This window comes from Neoroseomonas oryzicola (assembly GCF_012163135.1).
GTDB lineage: Bacteria > Pseudomonadota > Alphaproteobacteria > Acetobacterales > Acetobacteraceae > Neoroseomonas > Neoroseomonas oryzicola.
This window is the reverse complement of sequence record NZ_JAAVUP010000003.1, coordinates 183775-207932: the sequence shown is the minus strand read 5'-3', so window position 1 is coordinate 207932 and position 24158 is coordinate 183775. Positions and strand designations below refer to the sequence as shown.

The following is a 24158-nucleotide window of genomic DNA, read 5'->3' as shown; positions in this document are numbered from 1 at the left end:
GCGGGTCAGAGCCCCGCGCCGGGCGTGGCACCGAAGGCAGCCCGGAAGGCTGCACCGAAAGCAGGCGCGCTGGCGTAGCCGACCGCCGCTGCGGCGCGGGCCGGCGGCGTGCCGTTGGCGAGCATCGCGGCCGCTTCCGCCAGGCGCAGCGTCTGGCGCCAGCGGGCGAATCCCATGCCGGTCTCCGCGTGGAACAGCCGGCGCAGCGTGCGGGCCGACGCGCCGGTTTCCGTCGCCCAGTCCTCGAGGGTGAGGCTGCTGGCCGGATTGGCGGCGAGGGCGGCGGACAACCGCAGCAGCCGCGGGTCGCGCGGTTGCGGCACGCCGAGCGGCAGGGTCGGCGCGCGGGCGATCTCCTCGAGGATGAGGGCCGCGAGGTGCCCGCCGCGCCCCTTCTCGTCCCATTCGAGCGGCTCGGCGCAGGCCGCGAGGATGAGTTCGCGCAGCAGCGGGGAGACCGACAGCACCGCCGGATGGGCCGGCCCGGCATGGGCGGCGTCGGCGCGCAGGAACAGCGCCCGCATGGCGAGGCCGCGCGGCATGGCCACGGAATGCGGCAACCCGGCCGGCAGCCACAGGGCGCGCGCGGGCGGCAGGGTGAACATCGCCGCATCGGTCGTGACGCGCATGATGCCGGTGATGGCGTAGAGCAGCTGCGCCCGGTCGTGGCTGTGCCGGGGCACGGCCTCGCCTTCGGCGTAATCGCGCGCGAAGGCGCCGAGCGGCCGGTCGACCCGGTCCTGGGGGATGTCGCGGCGCGGCGCCGAGGCCTGGCCGTTTGGCGACAGGATTTGGCCTGACGTCTCCATGCGGCCGAGCGTAGCCTCCCGGGACACGGCGGCGCCAGCCGCCCGAGAGGAATCGCCATGACCGCGGCCCAGCGCCAGGTGGTGTTCATCAACGCCGCCCATACCTTCACCCATTACTGCCTGCTCATCCTGGCCACCGCCGTGCTCGCGATGGTCACGCAGGAACGCGATCGCTTCGGCGCGGATTACGGGCCGATCCTGTCGCTCGGCACCGCGATGTTCGTGACCTACGGGCTCGGTGCGCTGCCGATGGGCTGGCTGGCGGACCGGGTGGGCCGGCGGGCGCTGATGATCGCCTTCTTCCTCGGCACAGGCTTCTTCATGGCGGCGGCGGGCTTCATGGACAGCCCGGTCGCGATCGGCATCTGCCTGGGGCTGATGGGCTGCTTCGCGGCGATCTACCACCCGATCGGGACGGCGATGCTGGTGGAGGCCGCGGGCAGCCGGGTCGGGCGCGCGATGGGCATCAACGGCGTCTTCGGCAATTTCGGCGTCGCCACGGCGCCGATCGTGACCGCCTTCGTCGCGGCGGCGCTCGGCTGGCGCTGGGCCTTCATCCTGCCGGGCGTCGCCTGCGCCGTGGTGGGGCTGTTCTATGCGCGCGAGCCGGAATTCGACGCGGTGAAGGCTGGCGGCGGGGCGAAGCCCTTCCCTGAGATCCCGCGCAGCGTCGTCCGCCGCGCGGTGGTGATCCTGCTGTCGATCGCGGCGGTCTCGGGGCTGGTGTTCAACGCCTATACCCTGCTGATCCCGAAGCTGATGGAGGAACGCCTGGCCGGCAGCCCGGACCTGCTGCCGGTGGTGGGCCTGCTCGCCTTCCTCGCGACGATCTGCGGCGGGCTGACGCAGTTCACCGTGGGGCGGATGATCGACAGCCGCACGCTGAAGTCGGTGTTCCTGCCGCTGGGCGTCGCGGTGGTGCCGGGGCTCGCGGCGCTCGCGTTTCTCGATGGCTGGCTGGTGCTGCCGGTGGCGGGGCTCGTCGCCGCCTGCGTCTTCGGCCAGGTGACGGTGAACGAGACGATGACCGCGCGCTACGTCGCCCCTGAATTGCGGGCGAAGCTGTATTCCATCCGCTTCACCATCGGATTCCTGGGTGCGGCGATCGCCTCGCCCCTGATCGGGCTGCTGCATGAGGCGACGGGGTCGCTGTCCGTCGCGATGCTGGTGCTGGCAGGCGTGGCGACGGTCACGCTGGTCTGCGCCTTCGCCTTCCCCAACCGGCCGGAGGAGTTGCGGCCGGAAGCCTGGGCGAAGGCGCCGGAATTCCGCGAAGGTCGCGGGGCGGCGCCCGTCGCGGCGGAATGATGCTGTCGCGCGGGCTTCAGGTCGCGAGCACCCCGTGCTGGCGCAGGAAGGCCAGCAGGGGCAGCAGCGGCACGCCCAGGATCGCCGGCTGGTCGCCCTGGATGCGGGCAAAGAGCTGCGCGCCCAGGCCCTCGAGCCGATAGGCGCCGACCGAGCGGGTCAACACCTCGCCCTCGGCCGCGAGATACGCATCGAGGAAGGCGTTGCTGAAATCCCGCATCGTCATGCGCGGCACCGCCACATGCTGCCAGACCCGCCCGCCATGGCGATGGCAGACCACGGCGGTGACGAGGTCGTGCGTCCTGCCGCGCAGCGCCTGCAGCTGCGCTCGCGCGGCAGGGAGGTCCGCCGGCTTGTCGAACCAGACGCCCTCGCAGACCAGCAGCTGGTCGCAGCCGATCACCAGCGCCTCGGGGTCGCGGCGGGCGATGCGCTCGGCCTTGGCGTCGGCGAGCATCAGCGCGGCGTCGGCCGGGGGGATGCCCTCGGCCTGGGCAGCGGCCTTGATCTCGGCCTCGTCCACGGCAGCGGGCAGCGCCTCGAAGCGCAGGCCGGCGGCTTCGAGCACCGCGCGGCGGGCGGTGGAGGCGGAGGCCAGGACGATCCGCGGCAGGTCTGCCTGCATCATGCGCCGTGCCGGCCCAGCACGGCGGCGGCAGGATCCTCGGGGCGATGCGGGGCGAGGTTGTCCTTCCGCCGCGCGTGCCAGGCTTCCATCAGCTGCAGGATGGTCGCCGCCGTCTCCTCGATGCTGCGGCGGGTCACGTCGATCACCGGCCAGCCGCGCGCGGTGCAGAGCCGCCGCGCGGCGACGATCTCGGCCTTCACCGCCTCCGGATCCACGTAGTCGGTCGCGTCCTGGCGCACCCCGCCGGCGCCGATGATCTTGAGGCGGTGGCGCCGGATATCGATCAGCGCGTTCACGTCGATATGCAGGCCGACCACCGGGCAGGGCGGGTTCTCGAGCGCGTCGGGCAGCGCGGCGCCGGGCACGATCGGCACGTTCGCCGCCTTGATGCCGCGGTTGGCCAGGTAGAAGCAGGTCGGCGTCTTGGACGACCGCGATACGCCCACCAGCACCACGTCGGCATCGCGGATGCCGAGCGTGCCCTGCCCGTCATCGTGCGACAGCACGTAGTGCATGGCATCGATCCGGCGGAAATAGTCGGCGTCCATGACGTGCTGGGCAGCGCGCTTTTCCTTCGCCCGCGCGCCGATCTCGCCCTGCAGCATCTCCATCACCGGATCGAGCGGGGAGAAGCACTGCACGCCGAGCCTGCCGCAGGTCTCCTCCAGCGCCAGGCGCAGGCTGGAATCGACCAGGGTGTAGAGCACCGGGCCGGGCTCGTGCTCGATGCCTTCCAGCACGCGGTCCAGCTGCAGCCGGGACCGCACCAGGGACCATCGGTGATGGATCACATGGTGGTCGTCGAAGCGGGCGAGCGTCGCCCGCGCGATCGAATTGAGCGTGTCCCCGGTCGAATCCGACACGAGGTGGAGGTTGATGGTTCTCTGGGGCATCGCGGGAAGGATAGCGTGAATCCGTGTGGATAACGGGGGTGGATTCCAGCCCGGGACGCCTGCCTGGGGAAGCCCTGCACGACGGGCACGCCTTCGGGCAGCGCCGGACGGTTCTCCCGAAAACTTTGCCGGAATCGTGGACAGGTCGGCCAATGCCCCGTCCCGCCAGCCGAGGAGGCCCCCCGGACCCTGTGGAAAGGTCTGTGGGACGACGCCGGATCACCTGCATCCCCGTCATCCACAGGCCCAACAAGCCTCTATCACTTCCTAGAATCCTTTTTCTTTGCGAAGGGTAGGCGATGGAGAGCGAACGTCCCGCCGTGCCGGCCAAGCCCCTTCTGCGCGCCCTTGCGGGGGAGGCCGTCTGGCCACCCCCTGCCTGGCTGATGCGCCAGGCCGGGCGCTACCTGCCCGAATACCGCGAGGTCCGCGCGCAGGCAGGCGATTTCATCGCCCTGTGCACCACGCCCGAGCTGGCGGCGGAGGTGACGCTCCAGCCAATCCGCCGCTACGGGATGGAAGCCGCCATCCTGTTCTCGGACATCCTGATGATCCCCTGGGCGCTCGGGCAGCCGCTCCGCTTCGCGGAAGGGGAAGGCCCGCTGCTGGAACCGCTGCGCACGGCCGAGGCGATCGCGGCACTCGACCCCTCGGTCGTCGTGGCGCGGGCGGCACCGGTGATGGAGACCGTCTCCCGCGTGCGCGCCGGGCTCGCGGCCGAGGCGCCGCGGACCACGCTGATCGGCTTCGCCGGCGGCTGCTTCACGGTCGCCTGCTACATGCTCGAGGGAAAGGGCAGCAAGGAGTTCCCGGCGGCTCGCGGCCTCGCCTATGCCGACCCGGCGCTGTTCGGGCGGCTGATCCGCACGCTGCAGGACGCGACCACGGAATACCTGGTGGCCCAGGTCGAGGCCGGGGCCGAGGCACTGATGCTGTTCGATTCCTGGGCGGGGATGCTCTCGCCGGGCCAGTTCCGGCGCTGGGTGATCGAGCCGACGGCCTCCATCACGCGCAACCTGCGGCGTCGCTGCCCCGGGATCCCGATCATCGGCTTCCCGCGCCTGGCGGGACCGTTGCTGGCGGACTACGCGGCGCGCGCCGGGGTGGACGCGACGGCGATGGACACCTCGATGGACCCGCGCTGGGCGGCCCAGGCCGTGCCGGCGACCATGGCGCTGCAGGGCAACCTCGATCCCCTCGCGCTGGTCGCCGGCGGCGCGGCGCTGGAAGCCGAGACGCGGTCGATCCTCGCCGCCATGAAGGGCCGCCCCTACATCTTCAACCTGGGCCATGGGATCGTGCCGCAGACCCCGCCGGAGCACGTCACGGCGCTGATGCGGATCCTGCGCTCGGCCTGAGGCGTCAGCGCCCGGCTGACGGCGCCCGCCGCGCGCCGGGAATGCTGAGCACCGCCCTGGCGATCCCCCCCAACGGGCCGAAGACGAAGGCGGCGCCCATGTCGTAGGCGCCTTCGCGGTTGCTGACGCCCAGTATCCCGCCAAGCGCGATCAGCACGGCCGCCGTGCCGACCCATCCCGCCACGAAGCCGGCGAAGGCTCCGCCGGCGCCGAGCAGGACGGAGCGCATCAGGCGGTCTCCCCGCCATCGGCAAAGGGCGGCTTCAGCCACAGCGCGTCCTTGACCTTCGCCTTGACGAAGGCGGCGTGCGCGGCGGCCCGGTCCTCGGGCACGGCGATCGGCGTCGCGGTCCAGGCCACCGCCTCCCCGGCCGCCAGCGCAGCGCGGCTGACCGCGAGCGACGCCGCCAGCTCGAAGCCGGGCTGCTTGCCGCCCATCAGCTCCAGGTAGACCTGAGCGAGCAGTGTGCAGTCCAGGATCGCGTTGTGCGCGGCGCGCATGGAGTTGTCGACGCCGAGCCGCCGGCACAGCGCATCGAGGCTGTTCGGCATCCCAGGATAGCGCTGCTTCGCGATCACCAGGCTGTCGACCATCCGCGCGCGGTCCAGCGCGGGCTTGCCGCAGCGCTTCAGTTCCGCGTCCAGGAAGCCGAAGTCGAAGGGCGCATTGTGCGCGATGATCGGCGCATCGCCGAGGAAGTCGAGCATCTCCGCAGCGATCTCGGCAAATTTCGGCTTGCCGGCGAGGTCGCCATTGGTGAAGCCATGGACGCGCGTCGCCTCGGCGGGGATGTCGCGCTCGGGGTCGACCAGGCGATGGAAGGTCGCGCCGGTGGGCAGCAGGTTGACCAGCTCGACCGCGGCGACCTCGATGACACGGTCGCCCAGGGCCGGGTCCAGGCCGGTGGTTTCGGTGTCCAGGACGATTTGGCGCATCGAGGAACAATAGAGCAGGGGCGCCGCCCCTGCACCCCGCCGAGGGCCGAAAGGCCCTCGGAACCCGTTACTTTAACAACGATCTGACCAGGCGGTGGATGGCGGCCTGGGCGAAGCGGCGGCTCAGGCCGGTGAAGACGACGTGGTCGGCGCGGCGGCGCTTCTCGCGGTCGGGCATCTGGCGGGCACGGATCGAGGCCAGGCGTTCCTCGGTCATGCCAGGGCGGCGCAGCACGCGGATGCGCTGCACCGAGGCCGGGGCGGAGACCACCAGCACCCGGTCGACGCGGCCCTCGCCCCGGGTCTCGAACAACAGGGGAATGTCGAGCGCCACGATGCGCTGCCCGTCGCGCCGGGCACGGTCGAGAAAGCGGCGCTCCTCCATCCGCACCAGCGGCCAGACGATGGCCTCGAGACGCTTCATCGCCTCGGGGTTGCCCAGCACGGCGCGGCGCAGCGCCTCCCGGTCCACCCTTCCGTCCACCACCGTTCCCGGAAAGACCTCCCCGATCGGCCGCACCGCCCGGCCACCCTTGCCCTGCAACTGGTGGACGGCGGCATCCGCATCGAAGACCCGCACGCCGAGCCGCCGCAGGGTCGTCGTCGCGGTCGACTTGCCCATGCCGATCCCACCGGTCAGGCCCAGCACGATCATCGCTTCGGGATATCCGCGGCCACCACCTCGCGCAGCGCGGCATCGACCACCGGCGCGGCGCCGAACCAGGCCTCGAAGCCCGGCCGCGCCTGGTGCAGCAGCATCCCGAGGCCATCCACCGCCCGCAGCCCGCGCGCCCGCGCGGCGGCGAGCAAGGGCGTCTCCAGCGGCACATAGACGATGTCCGAAACCACGGCCCCGGCGCCCAGCGGCGCGAGGTCCACCTCGAGCGGTGGGTGCCCCACCATGCCGAGCGATGTCGTGTTCACCAGCAGCGCCGCGTCCTCGAGCGGCGGCGCATCGGCCACGGCGACCGGCCCGCCGAGGTCGCCAGCGAGCGCCTCGGCCTTGTGGCGCGACCGGTTGACCAGCGTCACCCGCGGGCAGCCGGCATCGATCAGCGCCGCGGCGATCGCCCGCGCCGCCCCGCCGGCGCCGAGCAGCACGGCCGGTCCGGCACCCGGCTGCCAGCCCGGCGCCTGGTCCTTCACGCTTTCGAGGAAGCCGTAGCCGTCGGTGTTGGACCCCTCGATCCGCCCGTCGCGGAACACCAGCGTGTTCACCGCCCCGGCCCGCCGCGCAGTGGCGTCCACCACGTCGCAGACCTCGAAGGCCGCGAGCTTGTGCGGGATGGTGACGTTGGCCCCGCGGAAGCCGAGATCCGCCAGCGCGCGCACCGCCGTGGCGAAGCGGTCCGGATGCACCGGCAGCGGCAGGTAGGCCCCGTCGATGCCGAGCGTGGCGAGCCAATGCCCATGCAGGCGCGGCGAGCGGGAATGCGAGACAGGCCAGCCGAGGACCCCGGCAAGGCGCGCGTGACCGGTGAGAAGGCGCATCCCCGCAACAAGCCCAGCACGGGCGCTTCGCGCAAGGGGTCCGTCCCGCGGTCGGCGGCCGGAATTCGCGCCCCGGGTCGCCAGCGACGGCCCGACGTGGCTAGAGTTGCCGCAAGAACGCTCGCGGCACCGGCCATCCCGACAGGAGTCACCGAGAATGCAACGACGCTCCATCCTGCAGGCCGCCGGCGCCGGGCTGGCGGCCTCGGTCGCCGGTCCCGCGCTGGTCCGCGCGCAATCGGCCTCGACGCTGCGCTTCACGCCGCAGCAGGACCTGGTGACGCTCGATCCCGTCACCACCACGGCCTACGCCACGCGCAACCACGGCTACATGGTCTTCGACACGCTCTACGGCATGGACGCGCAGTTCCGTCCCTCGCCGCAGATGGTCGAGGGGCATCGCGTCGAGGATGACGGGAAGCGCTGGGACCTGACGCTGCGCGAGGGCCTGTTCTTCCACGACGGCGAGAAGGTGCTCGCCAGGGATTGCGTCGCGAGCCTGCGCCGCTGGGCACGGCGCGATCCCTTCGGCGCGACGCTGCTGGCGGCGACCGAGGACCTCTCCGCACCCGACGACCGCACCATCCGCTTCCGCCTGAAGCATCCCTTCCCGCTGCTGCCGGTGGCCCTCGGCAAGGCGTCGGTGCCGGTCTGCGCGATGATGCCGGAGCGGCTCGCGAACACGGATCCGTTCCGCCAGGTGACGGAACTGATCGGCAGCGGGCCCTTCCGCTTCAAGGCCGATGAGCGGGTGCCGGGATCGCTCAACGTCTACACGAAGTTCGAGCGCTACCAGCCGCGGCAGGACGCGCCGCGCGGATGGACCGCCGGCGGCAAGGTCGTGCATTTCGACCGCGTCGAATGGCGCGTCATGCCCGATCCGTCGACCGCCACGAACGCGCTGATCGCGGGCGAGGCGGACTGGCAGGAATACGCCTATCACGACCAGTTGCCGCTGCTGCGGCGCGCGCGGGGCGTGACGACGCGGGTGCTCGACCCGACCGGCTTCGTCTGCATGGTGCGGATGAACTTCCTCCAGCCGCCCTTCAACAATCCGGCCATCCGCCGGGCATTGTGGTACGCGCTCGACCAGCGGGAATTCATGCAGGCGATGGTGGGGTCGGAGCGCGATCTCTACCACGTGCCGCTCGGCTTCTTCTGCCCGGGCACGCCGATGGCCTCCGATGCCGGGCTCGAGATCCTGACGGCGCCGCGCAGCGTCGACCGCGCGCGCCAGGCGCTGCGGGAGGCCGGCTACAACGGCGAGACGGTGCTGCTGATGATCCCGTCCACCTCCTCGGCCGGGCCGCCGCTCGGCGCGGTGATGGAGGACCTGCTCAAGCGCTGCGGCATGAACGTCGAGGTCTATTCGGTCGAGTTCAACGCCATGCTGCAGCGGCGCAACCGCAAGGGGCCGGTGTCCGAAGGCGGCTGGAGCCTGTTTGTCACCAACTGGTCGGGCTCGGACTGGCTCGATCCCGCCGGGCACATCGCGCTGCGCGGCAACGGGGAACAGGGCTATGCCGGCTGGGCCACGCTTCCGCGCATCGAGGAGTTGCGCGACGCCTGGTTCCGCGCCCCGGACCTCGTGGCCCAGCAGGCGATCTGCCGCGACATCCAGCTCGAGGCGATGAAGGAGGTGCCCTACTACCCGGTCGGGCAGTTCCTGCAGCCGACGGCATGGCGGAACACCCTGACCGGCATCCAGGAAGGCTTTGCGACCTTCTGGAACGTCCGGCGGGCCTGAGGGGGGCGCGGCTACAGCACCGCCCTGACGACCAGCATCGCGAGCAGCCCCGCCACCAGGGCGGGCAGCAGCCGCCGCCGCATGGCGAGGCACGCCGCGACGCCCACCGCGAGCCCCGCGAGCCGGGCCACCAGCGGCACCTCCGCCATCGCGCCGGCCGGCGCGACGATGGCCAGCGCCACGAAGGCCGCGAGCGTCGCCTGGGCCACCGCCGTCGCCCAGGCGATCAGCGGGTGATCCGCCGCGAGCCCGCCCGCCAGCCACACCCCCGCGAGCCGCAGCCCGAGGCAGGCGGCCGCCGTCAGCAGAAGCGCGAGGTCAGCCTCGGCCACGGCGCCGCCCCAGCAGGAAGGCCGCCGTCCCGCCGACCAGCCCAGCGGCGAGCAGCGCCATCGACGCCGGCAGCACCGCGGCGAGCGAGGCCGCAGCCGCGCCGCACAGCACCGCCCGGCGCGGCGCCGGCTTGTCGAGGTCTGCGGCCAGCAGCAGCGCGTAGTAGAGCGGGTTGACGAAGATCAGCGCGGCCCGCGCCTCGGGCCCCAGCGCCCCGGCGACATAGTAGCCGGACAGCGCCGCGAAGCCCGCCACGACCCAGGACGTCAGCCCAAAGCCGAGGAACCAGGCGACGCGGCCGGGCCGCTCGATGGCTGGCAGGGCGCGCATGGCCGCCGCCCAGGGGGTGATGGCGATGAAGGGCACGGCCGGCAGCAGCCGCAGCCGCGACCCGGGCGAGAGCACCGGCGCGATGGAGATCGCCATGGGCAGGAAGCGCGCATTCACCGCGACGGCACCCATCACTGCCGTCCCGACGCCCCCGGCCCAGCCGAGGGTGGCCGCCTGCACCAGGACCAGCTGCCCCGGCATGCCGTAGATCCCCCAGCAGGCGAGCACCGCCCAGCCCGGGGACAGGCCGGCTTCCCGCACCGCCGCGCCGAAGGCGAGGAAGGTCGCCGCCATGGCGACGCCAGCCGCGCCGAGCGCATCGCGCAGGCCGGGCAGGAAGGCCCTCATCGGCGTTGCACGACGGCACGGCCTTGATTGGCTGCACGACCCGCGGCACTCGGGCCGATCGAAGTTCGGGGAAGGCGACTCACGCGGCCATGCTGCCACGCCCGTCCCGGCGCGCCAGCCTTGACGCCGCCCCGTCCGGCGCGTTTCTGCCCCGCGCGCATCGAGGGACCACCGGCCGTGACACTGACGCTCTATCCCGCCATCGACCTCAAGGGCGGCCAGGTCGTGCGCCTCAAGCGGGGCGAGATGGATCAGGCGACCGTCTATGCCGACGATCCCGGCGCGCAGGCGCGGTCCTTCGTCGAGGCCGGCTTCGCCTGGGTGCATGTCGTCGACCTGGACGGCGCCTTCGCCGGCAAGCCCGCGAATGCGGAGGCGGTGCGCGGCATCCTCGCCGCCGTGCCCGGCGCGCGGGTGCAGCTCGGCGGCGGCATCCGCACCATGGCGGTGGCCGAGGCCTGGCTCGCCGCGGGCGTAAGCCGGATCATCCTCGGCAGCGCGGCAGTGAAGGACCCGGATTTCGCGCGCGCCGCCTGCAAGGCCTTTCCCGGCCGCGTGGCGCTCGGCATCGACGCGCGGGACGGCATGGTCGCGACCGAAGGCTGGGCCGAGACCAGCGACGTCAGCGCGACCGAGCTCGCGCAGCGCTTCGAGGGCGCCGGCGCCGCGGCGGTGATCTACACCGACATCGCGCGCGACGGGATGCTGGGGGGCGTGAACGTGGCCGCGACGGCCGCGCTCGCCCGCGCGGTGTCGTTGCCCATCATCGCCTCGGGCGGCGTCGCCGGCGTCGAGGACCTGGTGGCCCTGCGGGAAGCGAAGGCCGGCATCGAGGGCGCGATCATCGGGCGCGCGCTCTATGACGGGCGGATCGACCCGAAGGCGGCGTTGGCGGCGGCGGCCTGACCCCCCACTGGCGGAACGACCCGCCACATGGTTTGATTCGGCCCGCTCGCGCCGGGGTTCGCGGGCGGGCGGACAGTCTTCGGGCCCCCGCCCCGGGGAGGCGCCAGCGCCCAGCAAGGAGCGTCCATGTCCCGCCTCGCAGGCTTTTTCGGCTTCTTCCAGCCCATCATGCTCAGCCTGTTCCGCATCATGGTAGGGCTGGTCTTCCTGCAGTTCGGCCTCGGCAAGCTGACCGGCTTCCCCATGGCGGCGCCGAACCCCGTCTTCCCCGGCCAGATCCTGTTCTCCGGCATCGTCGAGACGGCGGGCGGCGTGCTGCTCGTCCTCGGCCTCTTCACCCGGCCGGCGGCCTTCATCCTCGCGGGCTACATGGCCGTCGCGGTCCTCTGGATCCACGTCCCGCGCGACATCCTGCCCGCGCGCAACGGCGGCAACCTCGCGGTGCTGTTCTGCTTCTGCTTCCTCTACCTCATGACCGCCGGCGCGGGGCCGCTCAGCATCGACCGCATCCTTGGCCTGGAGAAGCCCGACGCCGCCAAGGCCTGACTCGCGGCGGCTACTCCGAACTGCCCCCGCCGCTGTCGGAGGAACCGCCCCCGCTGTCCGAGGATCCGCTGCTGCTGCCGCTGTCGGACGATCCGCTCCCGCCGTCCGACCCGCCGCTGAACCAGGACGACCAGGAGGAGCCGCTTTCGGTCCGCTTCTCCTCCTGCGTCATGACGACATAGGCGGCCCCGGCCGCGGCCCCCGCGGACCCGCTGCTGCCCGAGGACGTGTCGCTCGACCCGCTGCTGTCCTCGCGGTCGTCGTCGCGCTCGTCCCGCCGGGACTGGCCGCGCCGGGCGAGCACCCGGTCATAGGCCGCGCGCTTGCGGGGGCCCCACCAGAAGCGGGGGCTGCCGCGAGCGATCTCCTCCTCGGTGAAGGTGAAGCCGTCCTCGACCACGCCATATCCGCGCATCTGACCTGCCCTCCGGGCACAAGGCTTTACTTGACCGGCGCATCATTCCGCCTCACTCGCTCCTGTTTCCAGTGTTGCGGCGCACATCGCGCCGAAGCGCGCACAAGCAGAAAGGTCATCCGGTCCGGTGCTCGCCCTCCGTGTCATCCCCTGCCTCGACGTGAAGGACGGCCGCGTCGTGAAGGGCGTGAACTTCGTCGAACTGCGCGACGCCGGGGACCCGGTGGAGCAGGCGCGCGCCTATGACGCCGAGGGCGCGGACGAGGTCACCTTCCTCGACATCACCGCCAGCCACGAGAACCGGGACACCATCCTCGACGTCGTCTCCCGCACGGCGGCCGAGGTCTTCATTCCGCTGACCGTCGGCGGCGGCGTGCGGAGCGTGGAGGATGCGCGGCGGCTGCTGCTGGCCGGCGCGGACAAGGTCTCGATCAATTCGGCCGCGGTCGCCGATCCCGACCTGGTGCGCCGCTGCGCCGAGGCCTTCGGCAGCCAGGCGATCGTCGTCGCCATCGACGCGCGGAGGAAGGCGAGCGGCGAGGGCTGGGAGGTCTTCACCCATGGCGGGCGCCGCGGCACCGGCATCGACGCGGTGGAATGGGCGAAGCAGGTGCAGGCGCTCGGCGCCGGTGAGATCCTGCTGACCTCGATGGACCGCGACGGCACCAAGCAGGGCTTCGACCTGCCGCTGACGCGCGCGGTCCGCGCCGCGATCCGCCTGCCCATCGTCGCCTCTGGCGGCGTGGGCGCACCGGAGCATTTCGTCGAAGGCGCGAAGGCCGGGGCGACCGGCCTGCTCGCCGCCAGCGTGTTCCACTACGGGGAATTCAGCATCGCCGACGCCAAGGCCGCGCTCGCCGCGGCGGGGCTGCCGGTGCGCCGCGCCCCGAAGGCCGGGGAGTAGGCTGCATGGCCAAGGCTACGAAGAAGAAGGTCACGAAGAAGGTCGCGCCCAAGAAGGCGGCGCCGAAGAAGAAGGTCGCGGCCAAGAAGAAGGTGAAGGTGCCGGTGCCCGCGGTGGTGCGCGCAACCAAGGCCGCGGCCAAGGCCAAGCTGCCCAAGCCGGTGAAGAAGGCCGACAAGCGCCTGCTCGCCCCGCTGATGCCCTCGATCGAAGGTGCGGACGCCGCGATCCTCGATCGCCTGTGGCAGGTGGTGGAGGACCGTCGGAACGCGGGCGACACCATGGCCTCGCATTCCGCCCGCCTGATCGCCCGCGGCACCGCCAAGGTCGCCCAGAAGCTCGGCGAGGAAGCGGTGGAATGCGTGATCGAGGCCGCGACCGGCAACCGCCCGGCCACGGTGCTCGAGAGCGCGGACCTGCTCTACCACCTGGTCGTCGTCTGGGTGGATGCGGGCATCCGCCCGCAGGAGGTCTGGGCCGAGCTCGCGCGGCGGCAGGGCATCTCGGGCATCGCCGAGAAGGCCGCGCGCCCGCAGGGCATCATCCGCGCGGCGGGCACCACCAAGCTGCCGTGACCGCCGCGCCGGGCGGCGCACCTTCGATACCCCTTCGGCCGCGTCACGCCGCGTGGCGGCAGGCCGGCCCGGCGACGAGTTCCTCCAGCGCCTCGACCAGCGCTTCCTCGCGCGTCGTCGCGGCAATGGCGGTGCCGAGGGCGGCGGCGGCGGCCGCATAGCAAGGGTCGGCCAGCAGCGTCGCGATCGCATCGCGCAGCGCCGCGGCATCCGCATCGGGCGCGAGGCGGATCCCCGCGCCGCGTGCGGCAACGCGCGCCGCATTGTCGTTCTGGTCGCGGCCCATCGGCAGGCACAGCATCGGCCGCCGATGCGCCAGCGCGCGCATCACCGTGCCATGCCCGCAATGCGTCACCACCAGCGCCGCCTCGCGCATCAGCGCGTCGTGGGAGGCGCTGGCGACGACATGCGCATTGCCCGGCACGCGCAGCGCAACGCCGTCCAGCGCCGGGCCGAGCGTGACGACCGCGCGCACGGCGAGGCTTTCCATCGCATCCAGCAGGCGCTGGATCGTCCCGACCTGGTCCTGGAAGGTCGTGCTCAGCGCGACCAGCACCAGCGGCCGCGCGTCCTGCGCATCCCAGGGCGACTCCCATGCCGCCGCCCAGTCCGGCGCGTCGAGCAGCGGCCCGACATAGCGCAGCCCGGGCGGGAGCGAGGTCGCGGGAAAGTCGAAGGCGGTGCTGGTGGCGAGGAGCGTCATCGCCGCGCGTCGCGGCTGCTCGATCGTCTCGGCGAGCGGGGCGAGCCCGACCGTTGCGCGCGCGGCGTTCAGCACCGGCAGGCGCTCGTCGAGCATCGTGTGGAACCACGCGGCGACGCCGGCGGCAAGCTCCCGTTCCGCCTCCGTCGCGGGCGGCGCCAGGCCCGGCCCGCGCGGAGGGATACCTTCGATCGGCACGACGGCGATATTGCTGGCGAAGGTCGCGAAGGGCACGCCGGCCGCCTCGGCGCCGATGGTCGGTCCGAACATCAGGTCGCTGCACACCAACGCATCGGCCGGCGCGCGGCGCAGCTCCGCCAGCGTGTCGGCGGCATGCGCGGCGGCCGGCCCGATGGTCATCCGGTCGAGCAGGCGCAGCAGGCCGCCGCCTGGCTCCGTCGCTGCCCAGTCCTCGAGCGGATCGCTCTCCGGCCGGCGGTCCGGCCGGCTCGGCGCCGTGGTCCAGGCGCGGAAGGATGCGCCGGCGGCCTCCGCCTCCTCGCGCAGCACCGCGTCGGAGAGGAGGCGCACGCGATGCCCGCGCGCGACCAGCCGGCGGATCATGCCGAGCACCGGCGGCACGTTGCCGCCGCCCTCGAAGGTCGTGACCAGGAATTCAGCCATGATGGGCACTCCATTCGGCCAGGATGGCCGCGATGAGGTCGGCGACGGCCGCTTCGGTGGCGGACCGGCTGCGGCCCATGTCGCGGCGGAGCAGCTTCCAGCTGTAGACGTCGGTGGCGAGGACGAGCCGGTCGACCAGCGCCTCCCGCGCCGCCTGCGGCGCGGCGGCGAGCGGTGCGGCGAAAACCTCCGTGACCCAGGCCCGGTGCCCGCGGCGGCCGCGCGCAAGGACGGTGCCGAGTGCCGGATGCCGGCCTTCCTGCGCCAGCAGCCGGGCGACCATGTCGCCGCTCGCTTCGTAGTCCTCGACGATCGCGCGCGCGATCGCCGGCGGCGTCGCAGCGCGCGGCAGGGCGCGGCGACGCGCTACCTCCTCGCTCATCCGTTCGGCCACGGCGGCGAGCAACCCGTCCTTGCCGCCGAACAGGCGGATCACGGTCTGGCGCGTGGTCCCGGCGGCGGCTGCGACGTCGTCCAGCGTGATCTCGTCCAGCCAGAGCCGTTCGAGCGCCGCCGCGAAGGCGGCGACGATGCGCCGGCGCGTCTCCTCGGTGGCGGCGGCGCGGGCGACCTGGCGATAGGGGCGGACCTGGGTGTCGGCGGACATTGGAGATACACGCTGTTATTCGAATAACGAAGAGTTATTCGAAAAGGCATCGCAGGCGCAAGCGGAATCGTCCTGGCCTTGCGCGACGGCCGCGGAGGCGGAGGATGCGGGCCTCGATGCCCAAGGAGACCGCCATGCCCGTGTCCGGCCTGCCCCCCTATGACGACGGCAACATCTTCGCCCGCATCCTTCGCGGGGAGATCCCGGCCAAGAAGGTGCATGAGGACGATCACGCGCTCGCCTTCCACGACATCGCGCCGCAGGCGCCGGTGCATGTGCTGGTGATCCCGAAGGGGCGCTACGTCTCGGTCGCCGACTTCGCGGCGCAGGCGAGCCCCGAGGAGATCGCCGGTTTCTGGCGCGCAGTGGCGAAGGTGGCGAAGGATCTCGGGCTCGAGGAGCCGGGCTACCGCGTACTGATGAACATGGGCGCGCATGGCGGGCAGGAAGTGCCCCACTACCACGTGCACCTGTTCGGCGGGCGGCCGCTGGGCCGGATGGTGCCGCGCGCGGGCGAATGAGGCGGGACCGAGAGGGGCGCCGCCCCTCTCGGGCTCACCCCGCCAAAGGCCCGGAGGCCTTTGGAAACCGATACCTGGTCGAAGGTCCAGGAAACTGAGTTTCCTGGCGGGGGAGTTCGAGGGGGCGGCGCCCCCTCGGCCTACGCCATGTCCGGATCGAGCAGCCTGAGCAACCCGTCGAGCTGATCGAGGTCGCGATAGGAAATCGTGAGGCTGCCGCCCTTCCCCGCCGCCTTGATCCCGACCTTGAGCCCAAGCCGTTCCGTCAGCCGCCGTTCCAGCGCGGCCGTGTCCGCATCCGGCTTCGCGCCGCGGCGGGCGGCGGGGTCGCGCGGGGCGGCGGCGGCGAGCGCCTCCGTTTGGCGGACCGAGAGGCCCTTCACCGCGACCAGGGCGGCGAGGCGCTCGGGGTCCTGCGCGCCGAGCAGCGCGCGGGCATGACCGGCCGAGAGCGTGCCGCCGCGCAGCATGTCGCGCACCTTGGGCGGCAGGTTCAGAAGGCGCAGCGTGTTCGCGACATGGCTGCGCGACTTGCCGACCGCCTGGCCGAGGCTCTCCTGCTTGAGGCCGAACTCGCCCATCAGGCGCTGGTAGCCCTCGGCTTCCTCGAGCGCGTTGAGGTCCTCGCGCTGGAGGTTCTCGACCAGGCCCGCGGCCATGGCCGCGCGGTCGTCGAGGTCGCGGATGACGACCGGGACGTCATGCAGCTTCGCCTGCTGTGCGGCGCGCCAGCGGCGTTCGCCGCCGAGGATCTGGAACTTGCCCGCGGTGCCGGGCTTGGGCCGCACCAGGATCGGCTGGAGGATGCCGTGTTCCTTGATCGAGGCGGCGAGCTCGGCAAGCGCGGAGGGATCGGGCGTCGAGCGGGCCTGGAAGGGGCTCGGTTCGAGGGATTCGACCGGCAGGGTGCGCGGCGCGCCGGAGGGTGCGGCGGGCGGGGCGGCGGCATCGCCCATCAGGGCGGAGAGCCCCATGCCGAGGCGCGCGGGCTTCTTCATGCGGCGGACTTCCTCGCCTTGCGTTCGCGCTTCAGGAGCTCGGCGGCGAGGCTGACATAGGCCTGCGCGCCGGCCGAGCGGTGATCGTAGAGGATGACCGGCAGACCGTGGGACGGCGCCTCGCTGATGCGGACATTGCGGGGGATGATGGTCGAATAGACCTTGTCCCCGAAGAAGGCGCGAACGTCGGCGGCGACGAGCTCGGACAGGTTGTTGCGCTTGTCGAACATCGTCAGGACGATGCCTTCGAGCTCGAGCGCCGGGTTGAGGCCGCGGCGGACGCGTTCGACCGTGCGGGTGATCTGGGAGACGCCTTCGAGGGCGAAGAATTCCGTCTGCAGTGGGACGAGCACCGAATGCGACGCGACGAGGGCGTTGAGCGTCAGCAGGCCGAGCGAGGGCGGGCAGTCGATCAGGATGATCTCGGTGCCGGCCAGCGCCTCGGCCTGGGCCTCGAGCGCATCCCGCAGCCGCCGTTCGCGGTTCTCGAGGCCGACGAGCTCGATCTCGGCGCCGGCGAGCTCGGGGTCGGCGGGCAGCAGGGTGAGATTCGGGATCTTGGTCGGGCGCAGCAGGTCGTGCAGGGGCTTCTCGCCGGTCAGCAGCGCGTAGGAGCCGGCGCCGCGGTCCTGGCGGGGCACGCCGAGGCCGGTCGAGGCGTTGCCCTGCGGGTCCATGTCGATCAGCAGCACCTTGCGCTTCGTTGCGAGGGCCGTGGCGAGGTTGATGGCGGTGGTGGTCTTGCCGACGCCGCCCTTCTGGTTGGCCAGGGCGATGATGCGGAGATGGGGACGGTCAGTCACCGGCACGGCGGATCTCGCTCAGGCGAAGGATGGTGGCCTCGGGGTCCGTGCGGCTCGTGAACCGCTCCGTCGTGAAGTGCCAGTGTGCGGACGCGCTCGTCAACTCCTGCTCGGCGGCGCGGCCCTTGGGGAAGACCGCGATGCCGCCGGGTGCGAGGAATCGCGCCGCATGGGCCAGCAGCGCATCGAGCGGGGCAAGCGCGCGGGCGGTGATGGCAGCGAGCGGCGGGAGGGTCGCGGCCTCGATTCGCGTGGCGTGGATCTTCACCTGCTTCAGGCCGAGCGTGCCGGCGGCCTCGATCAGGAAGGCGGCCTTGCGACGGTCGGATTCGACCAGGTGGATCTCGCGGTCCGGCAGGGCGGCGGCGATGACGATGCCGGGCAGTCCGCCGCCGGAACCAAGGTCGGCGATCGGGCCTTCCGTCGGCAGCAGCGGCACCAGTTGCAGGCTGTCGGCGATGTGGCGGCTGTCGACCTCGGTGGCGGTGCGGGCGCTGACCAGGTTGATGGTCGCGTTCCAGCGCAGCAGCAGGTCTCGATAGGCGGCGAGGCGGGCGTCCCGGTCGGGGTCGGCTGCGAGGGGCGGAACTGGATGTTTCACGTGGAACGTACCGCCTCGCGCCGGAGGGCGACGGCCAGCGCTGCGATGGCCGCCGGGGTGACGCCGGGCAGACGGCCAGCGGAACCGAGGGTGGCGGGGCGCGCGGCGGTCAGGCGCTGGCGCATCTCGGAGGACAGGCCCGGGACGGCGCCGAAGTCGAGGTCGTCGGGGATGCGAGTGCGCTCCTCGCGCTCCAGCAGGCGCATCTCGGCTTCCTGGCGGCGGAGATAAGGGGCGTAAAGGGCTTCGGCCTCGAGCTGCGCGCGGAGCGCGGGGGCAAGGTCGCGCAGCCAGGGAAAGGCGGCATCGATGCGGGCCGGGTCGGCGCCGGGCAGGGCCAGGACCTCCAGCACGTTGCGGCGGCGACCGTCCTGGTTCACGGCGACACCGGCGGCGGCCAGCGCCGACGGTGTCGCACCGTCATCGCGGGCACGGGCGAGGGCGTCCGCGAGGGAAGCCGCGAACGCGCGGTGGCGGGCGGCGCGCTCGGGGCCGACGCACCCCCAGGCGATGCCCTTCTCCGTCAGGCGCAGCCCGGCATTGTCGGCGCGCAGCACCAGGCGGTGCTCGGCGCGGGCGGTCAGCATGCGGTAGGGCTCGGACACGCCGTGCAGGACCAGGTCGTCCACCAGGACGCCGACATAAGCCTCGGAGCGCGTCAGCACGCGGTCCGGGGTCGCCCCGCCGGCCCGCGCGGCCGCATTGAGGCCGGCCATCAGCCCCTGGGCGGCGGCTTCCTCGTAGCCCGTGGTCCCGTTGATCTGGCCGGCGAGGAAGAGCCGCGGCACGGCCCGGACCTCGAGCGCCGGGGTCAACGCCCGCGGGTCGACATGGTCGTATTCGATGGCGTAGCCGGGGCGCAGGATCCGCGCCCGGCCCAGGCCCGGGATGGAGGCGATCATCACCGCCTGCACGTCCTCGGGCAGGCTGGTCGAGATGCCGTTCGGATAGACGGTGTCGTCATCCAGCCCCTCGGGCTCCAGGAAGATCTGGTGGCGCTCCCGCTCCGCGAACCGGACGACCTTGTCCTCGATGGACGGGCAGTAGCGCGGTCCGACCCCCTGGATGCGCCCGCCATACACGGCGCTCTGGTGCAGGTTCGCCCGGATCAGGGCGTGGGTCTCGGGCGTGGTGGCGGTGATGCCGCAGGCGACCTGGCGGTTGGTGATCCGCTCGGTCATCCAGGACATCGGCTCGGGGTCGTCGTCGCCGGGCTGGGCTTCGAGCGCGTCCCAGTCGATGGTCCGGCCGTCGAGGCGCGGCGGGGTCCCGGTCTTGAGCCGCGCGAGTGGCAGCCCCAGCCGTTCGAAGGCCAGCGCGAGGCCGATCGCGGGCGCGTCGCCGACCCGGCCGGCGGGGATGCGCTTCTCCCCGATATGGATCTCGCCGCGCAGGAAGGTGCCGGTCGTGACCACGACGGCGCCGCAGGCGAAGCGGCGGCCGTCGCCGGTCAGCACGGCGGCGATGCCGCCATCCGGGGCGGTCTCGAGGCCCTCGGCGGCGGCGGCGAGGATGGTCAGGCCGGGCTGGGCCTCCAGCAGGCCGCGGACGGCTTGGCGGTAGAGCGCGCGGTCGGCCTGGACCCGCGGACCACGCACGGCCGGGCCCTTCGACCGGTTCAGCATCTTCACATGGATGGCCGCCGCATCCGCCGCGCGGGCCATGATCCCGTCCAGGGCATCGACCTCCCGCACCAGATGGCCCTTGCCCACGCCGCCGATGGCTGGGTTGCAGGACATCTCGCCCAGCGTCTCGACCTTGTGCGTCAGCAGCAGGGTGCGCGCGCCGCAACGCGCGGCGGCAGCCGCGGCCTCGGCGCCGGCATGGCCGCCGCCGATGACGATGACGTCGAAAATCCCATCCATGGGCGGCGATATAGGGCAAGCCGGCAGCGCGGGGGAGGAGAACCTCCCCCGAACCCCCCTCCCTTCCCTGGTCACTTGCCGATGCAGAAGTCGCGGAAGACGACGTCGAGGATGTCCTCGACGCCGATGCGGCCGGTGAGGCGACCCAGGGAGCGCAGCGCGGCGCGCAACGCCTCGGAGACGAGCTCGGGGAGCGGAGCCGCCTCGGCCTCGGCCAGCCAGGCGACGGCGTCGTTCAATGCGGCGCGGTGGCGCGGGCGGGTCAGCAGGGCTGCATCGCCGGCACCTGCCAGGCGCGTCGCGGCCTCGGCCAGGCAGGCGCGCAGGGCCTCCAGCCCCTCCCCCGTCCGGGCCGAGACCGGCAGCGGCGCGACCCCGCCGATCACGTCCGGCGCCGCCGCCAGGTCCACCTTGTTGGCCAGCACCAGCACGCCCGGCCTCACCCAGGCGAGCGTCTCGGGATCCGGGGCGACATCGGTGGCGAAGACGGCGAGGACCAGGTCCGCTTCCTCCGCCCGCCGCCGGGCGCGGCGGATGCCCTCCTGCTCGATCTCGTCCGCCGCCTCCCGCAGCCCCGCGGTGTCGGCGAGGGTGACAGGGACGCCGGCGAGCGCGAGCCGCACCTCCACCACGTCCCGCGTCGTGCCGGCACGGGCCGAGACGATCGCCGCCTCCCTCCCCGCCAGCGCATTCAGGAGGGAGGACTTCCCGGCATTCGGGGCGCCGAGGATCGCGACCAGCAAGCCTTCGCGCAGCCGCTCCCCGCGCCCGCCATCGGCAAGGTGGGCGGCGATCTCGGCCCGCAACGCCTCGGCACCCGCCCGGGCCTGGTCGCCTAGGTCGGTGGGGAGGTCGTCCTCGGCGAATTCGATTGCCGCTTCCTGGTGGGCGAGCAACCGGGTCAGGCGCTCGACCCAGCCGCCATAGAGCCGCGCCAGCGCGCCGTCGGCCTGGCGCAGGGCCTGGCGGCGCTGGGCCTCGGTCTCGGCGTCGATCAGGTCGGCGATGCCCTCCGCGGCGGTCAGGTCCATCCGGCCGTTGAGGAAGGCGCGGCGGGTGAATTCACCGGGCTCCGCGGGGCGGGCTCCGAGCGAAGCCAATGCGGCACCCACTGCCGCGATGACGGCCGGACCGCCATGGAGGTGGAGCTCGGCGCTGTCCTCCCCGGTGTAGGAGCCGGGGCCGGGGAACCAGAGCACCAAAGCCTCGTCCAGGACCTCGCCGTCTGTGGGGCCGTGCAGGCGACGCAGGCTGGCGTGCCGCGGCCGGGGCAGCCCGCCGGCCAGCCGGGCGACGATCGCCCCGGTCCCCACCCCCGACAGCCGCAGCACCGCAATGGCGCCCCGCCCCGCACCGCTCGCCAGCGCGAAGATGGTATCGGTCGCCGTCACCGCCGATGTTCCACGTGAAACACCCGCCCTACGCCTTCGGCGGGGGCACGTCCTTCTCGGTCAGCATCAGCCGCCGGACGCGCCCGCCGCCGATGACGTGCACCTGCAGGATCTCCTCCACGTCCTCGACCGTGGTCGGGCGGTACCAGACGCCCTCGGGGTAGATCACCATGGCCGGGCCGAACTCGCAGCGCTCGAGGCAGCCGGCGGTGTTCACCCTGATGTCGGGGATCTTCAGCTCCTTCGCGCGCGCCTTCATGTAGTCGCGCAGCTTCTCGGATCCGCGGGCCGCGCAGCAGCCGCGCGGGTGGCCCTCGGGCCGGCGGTTGGTGCAGACGAAGATATGCGCCTGGTAGAAGGGCGGCGGGTCGGCGTCGGTCACGCGGGGGTGCTCCGGAGGAAGGGCGTGCGGGGGATGTAGAGCCGCCCGAGCGGACCTCCAACCCGTCCGGCGGGACGCTTGACGCCCCCTGCCCTGAGGGTGTCTGTCGGTGCCGGCCATGCCGCAACTCTCGCTCCATACCCCACTCGGGGAACTGACCGTGTCCGAGGAGGACGGCGCCATCGTCGCCCTCGACTGGGGGCGCGGGCGCGACCAGGCGGAGACCCCGCTGCTGAAGCGCGCGCGCGACCAGCTGCAGGACTATTTCGACGGCAAGCGGACCGACTTCGACCTGCCGCTCGCCCCGCACGGGACGGCCTTCCAGCGCAAGGTGTGGGACGCGCTCTGCACCATCCCCGCCGGGGAGACCCGGACCTATGCCGACATCGCCCGCCAGGTCGGCTGCCGCGCGGCGCGGGCCATCGGCCAGGCCAACGGGTCGAACCCGATTCCGATCCTCATTCCCTGCCATCGGGTGGTCGCGGCGGACGGGTCGCTGGGCGGCTATTCGGGGGGCGAGGGACCGGCTACCAAGCGCTATCTCCTGGACCTCGAGCGCGCCGCGCCGGGGCCCGCAACCCTGTTCACGGCCGGGACCCTGCCGGCCCAGCGACGGACACGTCCTTCATGACCCATGCCATCCGCATCCATGAGACCGGCGGCCCCGAGAAACTGGTCTGGGAGGCCGTGTCCCTCCCCGCGCCCAAGGCCGGCGAGGCGCTGGTCCGCCACAAGGCGGTCGGGCTCAACTTCATCGACGTCTATTTCCGCACGGGGCTCTACAAGGCCCCCTCCCTGCCCGCGATCATCGGCATGGAGGGCGCGGGCGTGGTCGAGGCGGTCGGCGAGGGCGTGACCGAGGTCGCGGTCGGCGACCGCGTCGCCTATGCCACCGCGCCGATCGGCGCCTATGCCGAGGCACGCTGCATCAAGGCCGATCGCCTGGTGAAGATGCCGGACGGGATCTCCTTCGAGCAGGCGGCCGGCATGATGCTGCAGGGCATGACCGCGGCCTTCCTGATCAAGAAGTGCTACCCGGTGCAGGCCGGCCAGACCGTGCTGGTCCATGCCGCGGCGGGCGGCGTCGGGCTGATCATGTGCCAGTGGCTGAAGCACCTGGGTGCGACGGTGATCGGCGTGGTCAGCACCGAGGAGAAGGCGGCGCTGGCGCGGGCCCATGGCGCGGCGCATGCGCTGCTGACGAAGGACGACGTGCCCGCGCGGGTGAAGGAGATCACCGGCGGGGCGATGCTGCCGGTGGTGTTCGACAGCGTGGGCCGGGACAGCTTCAACGTCTCGCTCGACTGCCTCGCACCCTTCGGGATGATGGTGTCCTACGGCAATGCGTCCGGCCCGGTGGCGATCCCGGATCTCGGCATCCTGGCGGCAAAGGGCTCGCTCTTCGTCACGCGCCCGACGCTCGCGACCTATACGGCGAAGCGCGAGGACCTGATCGGCCGCGCCCATGACCTGTTCGAGGTTGTGGGTTCGGGTGCCGTGAAGATCCGCGTCAACCAGACTTTCGCGCTCAAAGACGCCGCCGACGCGCATCGCGCGCTCGAGGCGCGCCAGACCACGGGAAGCACGGTCCTTCTCCCGTAATCGCGGGGTCCGGGGAACACGCCTGTTCCCCGGCGGGGGTCCGGGGGCGGCGCCCCCGGGGCACCCCAGCCACCTCTTCGTTGCTAATCAGAAATTAAATCAGGCGAGCCCCAGCGCGGTGAACAGCCGCGCCGCCGGCGGCCAGGCCGCGACGACCTCCGCGCGGAATACCACCAGCGCGAGCCCCGCCACCACCACTGCCGCCACCGACAGCACCCAGGCGCGCACCAGCCGCTCCGAGGGGTCGGCGAGGTCGTCCTCGGTGATGGGGGTGCGTTCGGGGACCGGCGGGGCCGGGGGCGGTTCGAACGCCGCGACGGGCGGCGGGGCCGCGGCGACGACCGCCGGAGGCGGTTCCTCGGCCGGTGGCGGTGGGTCCGGCGCGGCCGGGGCCGGCAGCGCGAACTCCGCCGCGCACCGGGAACAGCGCAGTTTCCGTGCCCCTCCGGCCAGCAGGCGTTCCGGCACCTCGTATTCCGCCGCGCAGGACGGACAGGCGATACGCATGCGTTCCATATCCCACCTCCGTCGCGC

Annotated in this window: 29 protein-coding genes; 10 read left to right on the top strand and 19 right to left on the bottom strand. The window is 72.6% G+C overall.

What is annotated here, in order from left to right; genetic code table 11:
- Positions 1-5: 5 nt before the first annotated feature.
- On the bottom strand, positions 6-809 hold the full coding sequence (locus GWK15_RS12545; RefSeq protein ID WP_168041672.1) for a helix-turn-helix domain-containing protein: 804 nt from the start codon (positions 807-809) through the stop codon (positions 6-8).
- Positions 810-866: 57 nt separating this feature from the next.
- Between GWK15_RS12545 and GWK15_RS12540 the strand changes: the two genes are divergently transcribed.
- The gene (locus tag GWK15_RS12540; protein WP_168041671.1) at positions 867-2117 is read left to right on the top strand and encodes an MFS transporter; all 1251 of its coding nucleotides are present in this window, start codon (positions 867-869) and stop codon (positions 2115-2117) included.
- A 16-nt stretch (positions 2118-2133) separates the two neighbouring features.
- Here the strand turns inward: GWK15_RS12540 and GWK15_RS12535 are convergent, their stop codons facing one another.
- On the bottom strand, positions 2134-2745 hold the full coding sequence (locus GWK15_RS12535) for a Maf family protein (RefSeq protein ID WP_245211623.1): 612 nt from the start codon (positions 2743-2745) through the stop codon (positions 2134-2136).
- Positions 2742-3638 (bottom strand): pyruvate, water dikinase regulatory protein, encoded by an 897-nt coding sequence (locus GWK15_RS12530; RefSeq protein ID WP_168041670.1) that lies wholly within the window; start codon positions 3636-3638, stop codon positions 2742-2744. The genes GWK15_RS12535 and GWK15_RS12530 overlap by 4 nt, the downstream gene beginning before the upstream one ends.
- A 299-nt stretch (positions 3639-3937) precedes the next feature.
- Here GWK15_RS12530 and hemE point away from each other — a divergent pair, with 299 nt between their 5' ends.
- The gene (gene hemE, locus GWK15_RS12525; protein WP_168041669.1) at positions 3938-4996 is read left to right on the top strand and encodes a uroporphyrinogen decarboxylase; all 1059 of its coding nucleotides are present in this window, start codon (positions 3938-3940) and stop codon (positions 4994-4996) included.
- A 4-nt stretch (positions 4997-5000) separates the two neighbouring features.
- Here the strand turns inward: hemE and GWK15_RS12520 are convergent, their stop codons facing one another.
- The 4 genes from GWK15_RS12520 to GWK15_RS12505 form a co-directional block, all read right to left on the bottom strand.
- Complete coding sequence (locus GWK15_RS12520; RefSeq protein WP_168041668.1) at positions 5001-5225, bottom strand: hypothetical protein; 225 nt, start codon at positions 5223-5225, stop codon at positions 5001-5003.
- Positions 5225-5932, bottom strand: coding sequence for a DNA polymerase III subunit epsilon (dnaQ, locus tag GWK15_RS12515; RefSeq protein ID WP_168041667.1), 708 nt, complete (start codon positions 5930-5932; stop codon positions 5225-5227). The genes GWK15_RS12520 and dnaQ overlap by 1 nt, the downstream gene beginning before the upstream one ends.
- A 67-nt stretch (positions 5933-5999) precedes the next feature.
- Positions 6000-6587, bottom strand: coding sequence for a dephospho-CoA kinase (gene coaE, locus GWK15_RS12510; RefSeq protein ID WP_168041666.1), 588 nt, complete (start codon positions 6585-6587; stop codon positions 6000-6002).
- Entirely contained in the window at positions 6584-7423 is an 840-nt protein-coding gene (locus GWK15_RS12505; protein ID WP_168041665.1) for a shikimate dehydrogenase, read from the bottom strand. Before GWK15_RS12505 ends, coaE begins: the two co-directional genes overlap by 4 nt.
- A gap of 157 nt (positions 7424-7580) precedes the next feature.
- On the opposite strand from GWK15_RS12505, the gene GWK15_RS12500 reads away from it, so the two are divergent.
- The gene (locus GWK15_RS12500) at positions 7581-9170 is read left to right on the top strand and encodes an ABC transporter substrate-binding protein (RefSeq protein ID WP_168041664.1); all 1590 of its coding nucleotides are present in this window, start codon (positions 7581-7583) and stop codon (positions 9168-9170) included.
- 11 nt (positions 9171-9181) lie between these two features.
- Here GWK15_RS12500 and GWK15_RS12495 read toward each other — a convergent pair whose 3' ends face one another.
- Positions 9182-9502, bottom strand: coding sequence for an AzlD domain-containing protein (locus GWK15_RS12495; RefSeq protein WP_168041663.1), 321 nt, complete (start codon positions 9500-9502; stop codon positions 9182-9184).
- A complete protein-coding gene (locus tag GWK15_RS12490; RefSeq protein WP_168041662.1) occupies positions 9489-10181 on the bottom strand; it encodes an AzlC family ABC transporter permease in 693 nt (230 codons plus the stop codon). The genes GWK15_RS12495 and GWK15_RS12490 overlap by 14 nt, the downstream gene beginning before the upstream one ends.
- Before the next feature lie 177 nt (positions 10182-10358).
- Here GWK15_RS12490 and hisA point away from each other — a divergent pair, with 177 nt between their 5' ends.
- The gene (hisA, locus tag GWK15_RS12485; RefSeq protein WP_168041661.1) at positions 10359-11087 is read left to right on the top strand and encodes a 1-(5-phosphoribosyl)-5-[(5-phosphoribosylamino)methylideneamino]imidazole-4-carboxamide isomerase; all 729 of its coding nucleotides are present in this window, start codon (positions 10359-10361) and stop codon (positions 11085-11087) included.
- Positions 11088-11213: 126 nt separating this feature from the next.
- A complete protein-coding gene (locus GWK15_RS12480) occupies positions 11214-11633 on the top strand; it encodes a DoxX family protein (protein WP_168041660.1) in 420 nt (139 codons plus the stop codon).
- A gap of 10 nt (positions 11634-11643) precedes the next feature.
- On the opposite strand, the gene GWK15_RS12475 is transcribed toward GWK15_RS12480, so the two are convergent.
- Positions 11644-12048 carry a hypothetical protein gene (locus tag GWK15_RS12475; RefSeq protein WP_168041487.1) on the bottom strand — a complete coding sequence of 135 codons (405 nt, stop codon included), beginning with the start codon at positions 12046-12048 and terminating at the stop codon, positions 11644-11646.
- Between the two features lie 127 nt (positions 12049-12175).
- Here GWK15_RS12475 and hisF point away from each other — a divergent pair, with 127 nt between their 5' ends.
- Entirely contained in the window at positions 12176-12952 is a 777-nt protein-coding gene (hisF, locus tag GWK15_RS12470) for an imidazole glycerol phosphate synthase subunit HisF (protein ID WP_168041659.1), read from the top strand.
- Positions 12953-12957: 5 nt separating this feature from the next.
- A complete protein-coding gene (locus GWK15_RS12465; protein WP_168041658.1) occupies positions 12958-13527 on the top strand; it encodes a phosphoribosyl-ATP diphosphatase in 570 nt (189 codons plus the stop codon).
- Between the two features lie 43 nt (positions 13528-13570).
- Here the strand turns inward: GWK15_RS12465 and GWK15_RS12460 are convergent, their stop codons facing one another.
- Together GWK15_RS12460 and GWK15_RS12455 are read right to left on the bottom strand one after the other, a co-directional pair.
- Entirely contained in the window at positions 13571-14854 is a 1284-nt protein-coding gene (locus GWK15_RS12460) for a glycosyltransferase (RefSeq protein ID WP_168041657.1), read from the bottom strand.
- The gene (locus GWK15_RS12455) at positions 14847-15461 is read right to left on the bottom strand and encodes a TetR/AcrR family transcriptional regulator (RefSeq protein ID WP_168041656.1); all 615 of its coding nucleotides are present in this window, start codon (positions 15459-15461) and stop codon (positions 14847-14849) included. Before GWK15_RS12455 ends, GWK15_RS12460 begins: the two co-directional genes overlap by 8 nt.
- A gap of 134 nt (positions 15462-15595) precedes the next feature.
- Here GWK15_RS12455 and GWK15_RS12450 point away from each other — a divergent pair, with 134 nt between their 5' ends.
- Complete coding sequence (locus GWK15_RS12450) at positions 15596-15982, top strand: histidine triad nucleotide-binding protein (RefSeq protein ID WP_168042103.1); 387 nt, start codon at positions 15596-15598, stop codon at positions 15980-15982.
- 140 nt (positions 15983-16122) lie between these two features.
- On the opposite strand, the gene GWK15_RS12445 is transcribed toward GWK15_RS12450, so the two are convergent.
- From GWK15_RS12445 to GWK15_RS12420, 6 genes are all read right to left on the bottom strand, one after another.
- On the bottom strand, positions 16123-16980 hold the full coding sequence (locus tag GWK15_RS12445; protein WP_245211622.1) for a ParB/RepB/Spo0J family partition protein: 858 nt from the start codon (positions 16978-16980) through the stop codon (positions 16123-16125).
- Positions 16977-17783 (bottom strand): AAA family ATPase, encoded by an 807-nt coding sequence (locus GWK15_RS12440; protein WP_168041655.1) that lies wholly within the window; start codon positions 17781-17783, stop codon positions 16977-16979. Before GWK15_RS12440 ends, GWK15_RS12445 begins: the two co-directional genes overlap by 4 nt.
- Positions 17776-18384 carry a 16S rRNA (guanine(527)-N(7))-methyltransferase RsmG gene (gene rsmG / locus GWK15_RS12435; protein WP_168041654.1) on the bottom strand — a complete coding sequence of 203 codons (609 nt, stop codon included), beginning with the start codon at positions 18382-18384 and terminating at the stop codon, positions 17776-17778. The genes GWK15_RS12440 and rsmG overlap by 8 nt, the downstream gene beginning before the upstream one ends.
- A complete protein-coding gene (mnmG, locus tag GWK15_RS12430; protein WP_168041653.1) occupies positions 18381-20249 on the bottom strand; it encodes a tRNA uridine-5-carboxymethylaminomethyl(34) synthesis enzyme MnmG in 1869 nt (622 codons plus the stop codon). The genes rsmG and mnmG overlap by 4 nt, the downstream gene beginning before the upstream one ends.
- Positions 20250-20320: 71 nt before the next feature.
- Positions 20321-21640, bottom strand: a complete 1320-nt coding sequence (mnmE, locus tag GWK15_RS12425) for a tRNA uridine-5-carboxymethylaminomethyl(34) synthesis GTPase MnmE (protein ID WP_168041652.1) — start codon at positions 21638-21640, stop codon at positions 20321-20323.
- 28 nt (positions 21641-21668) lie between these two features.
- Complete coding sequence (locus tag GWK15_RS12420; RefSeq protein WP_168041651.1) at positions 21669-22022, bottom strand: (2Fe-2S) ferredoxin domain-containing protein; 354 nt, start codon at positions 22020-22022, stop codon at positions 21669-21671.
- Between the two features lie 118 nt (positions 22023-22140).
- On the opposite strand from GWK15_RS12420, the gene GWK15_RS12415 reads away from it, so the two are divergent.
- Positions 22141-22653, top strand: a complete 513-nt coding sequence (locus GWK15_RS12415) for a methylated-DNA--[protein]-cysteine S-methyltransferase (RefSeq protein ID WP_168041650.1) — start codon at positions 22141-22143, stop codon at positions 22651-22653.
- A complete protein-coding gene (locus tag GWK15_RS12410; protein ID WP_168041649.1) occupies positions 22650-23624 on the top strand; it encodes a quinone oxidoreductase family protein in 975 nt (324 codons plus the stop codon). The genes GWK15_RS12415 and GWK15_RS12410 overlap by 4 nt, the downstream gene beginning before the upstream one ends.
- A 99-nt stretch (positions 23625-23723) precedes the next feature.
- On the opposite strand, the gene GWK15_RS12405 is transcribed toward GWK15_RS12410, so the two are convergent.
- Entirely contained in the window at positions 23724-24140 is a 417-nt protein-coding gene (locus tag GWK15_RS12405; protein ID WP_168041648.1) for a zinc-ribbon domain-containing protein, read from the bottom strand.
- Positions 24141-24158: the final 18 nt, after the last annotated feature.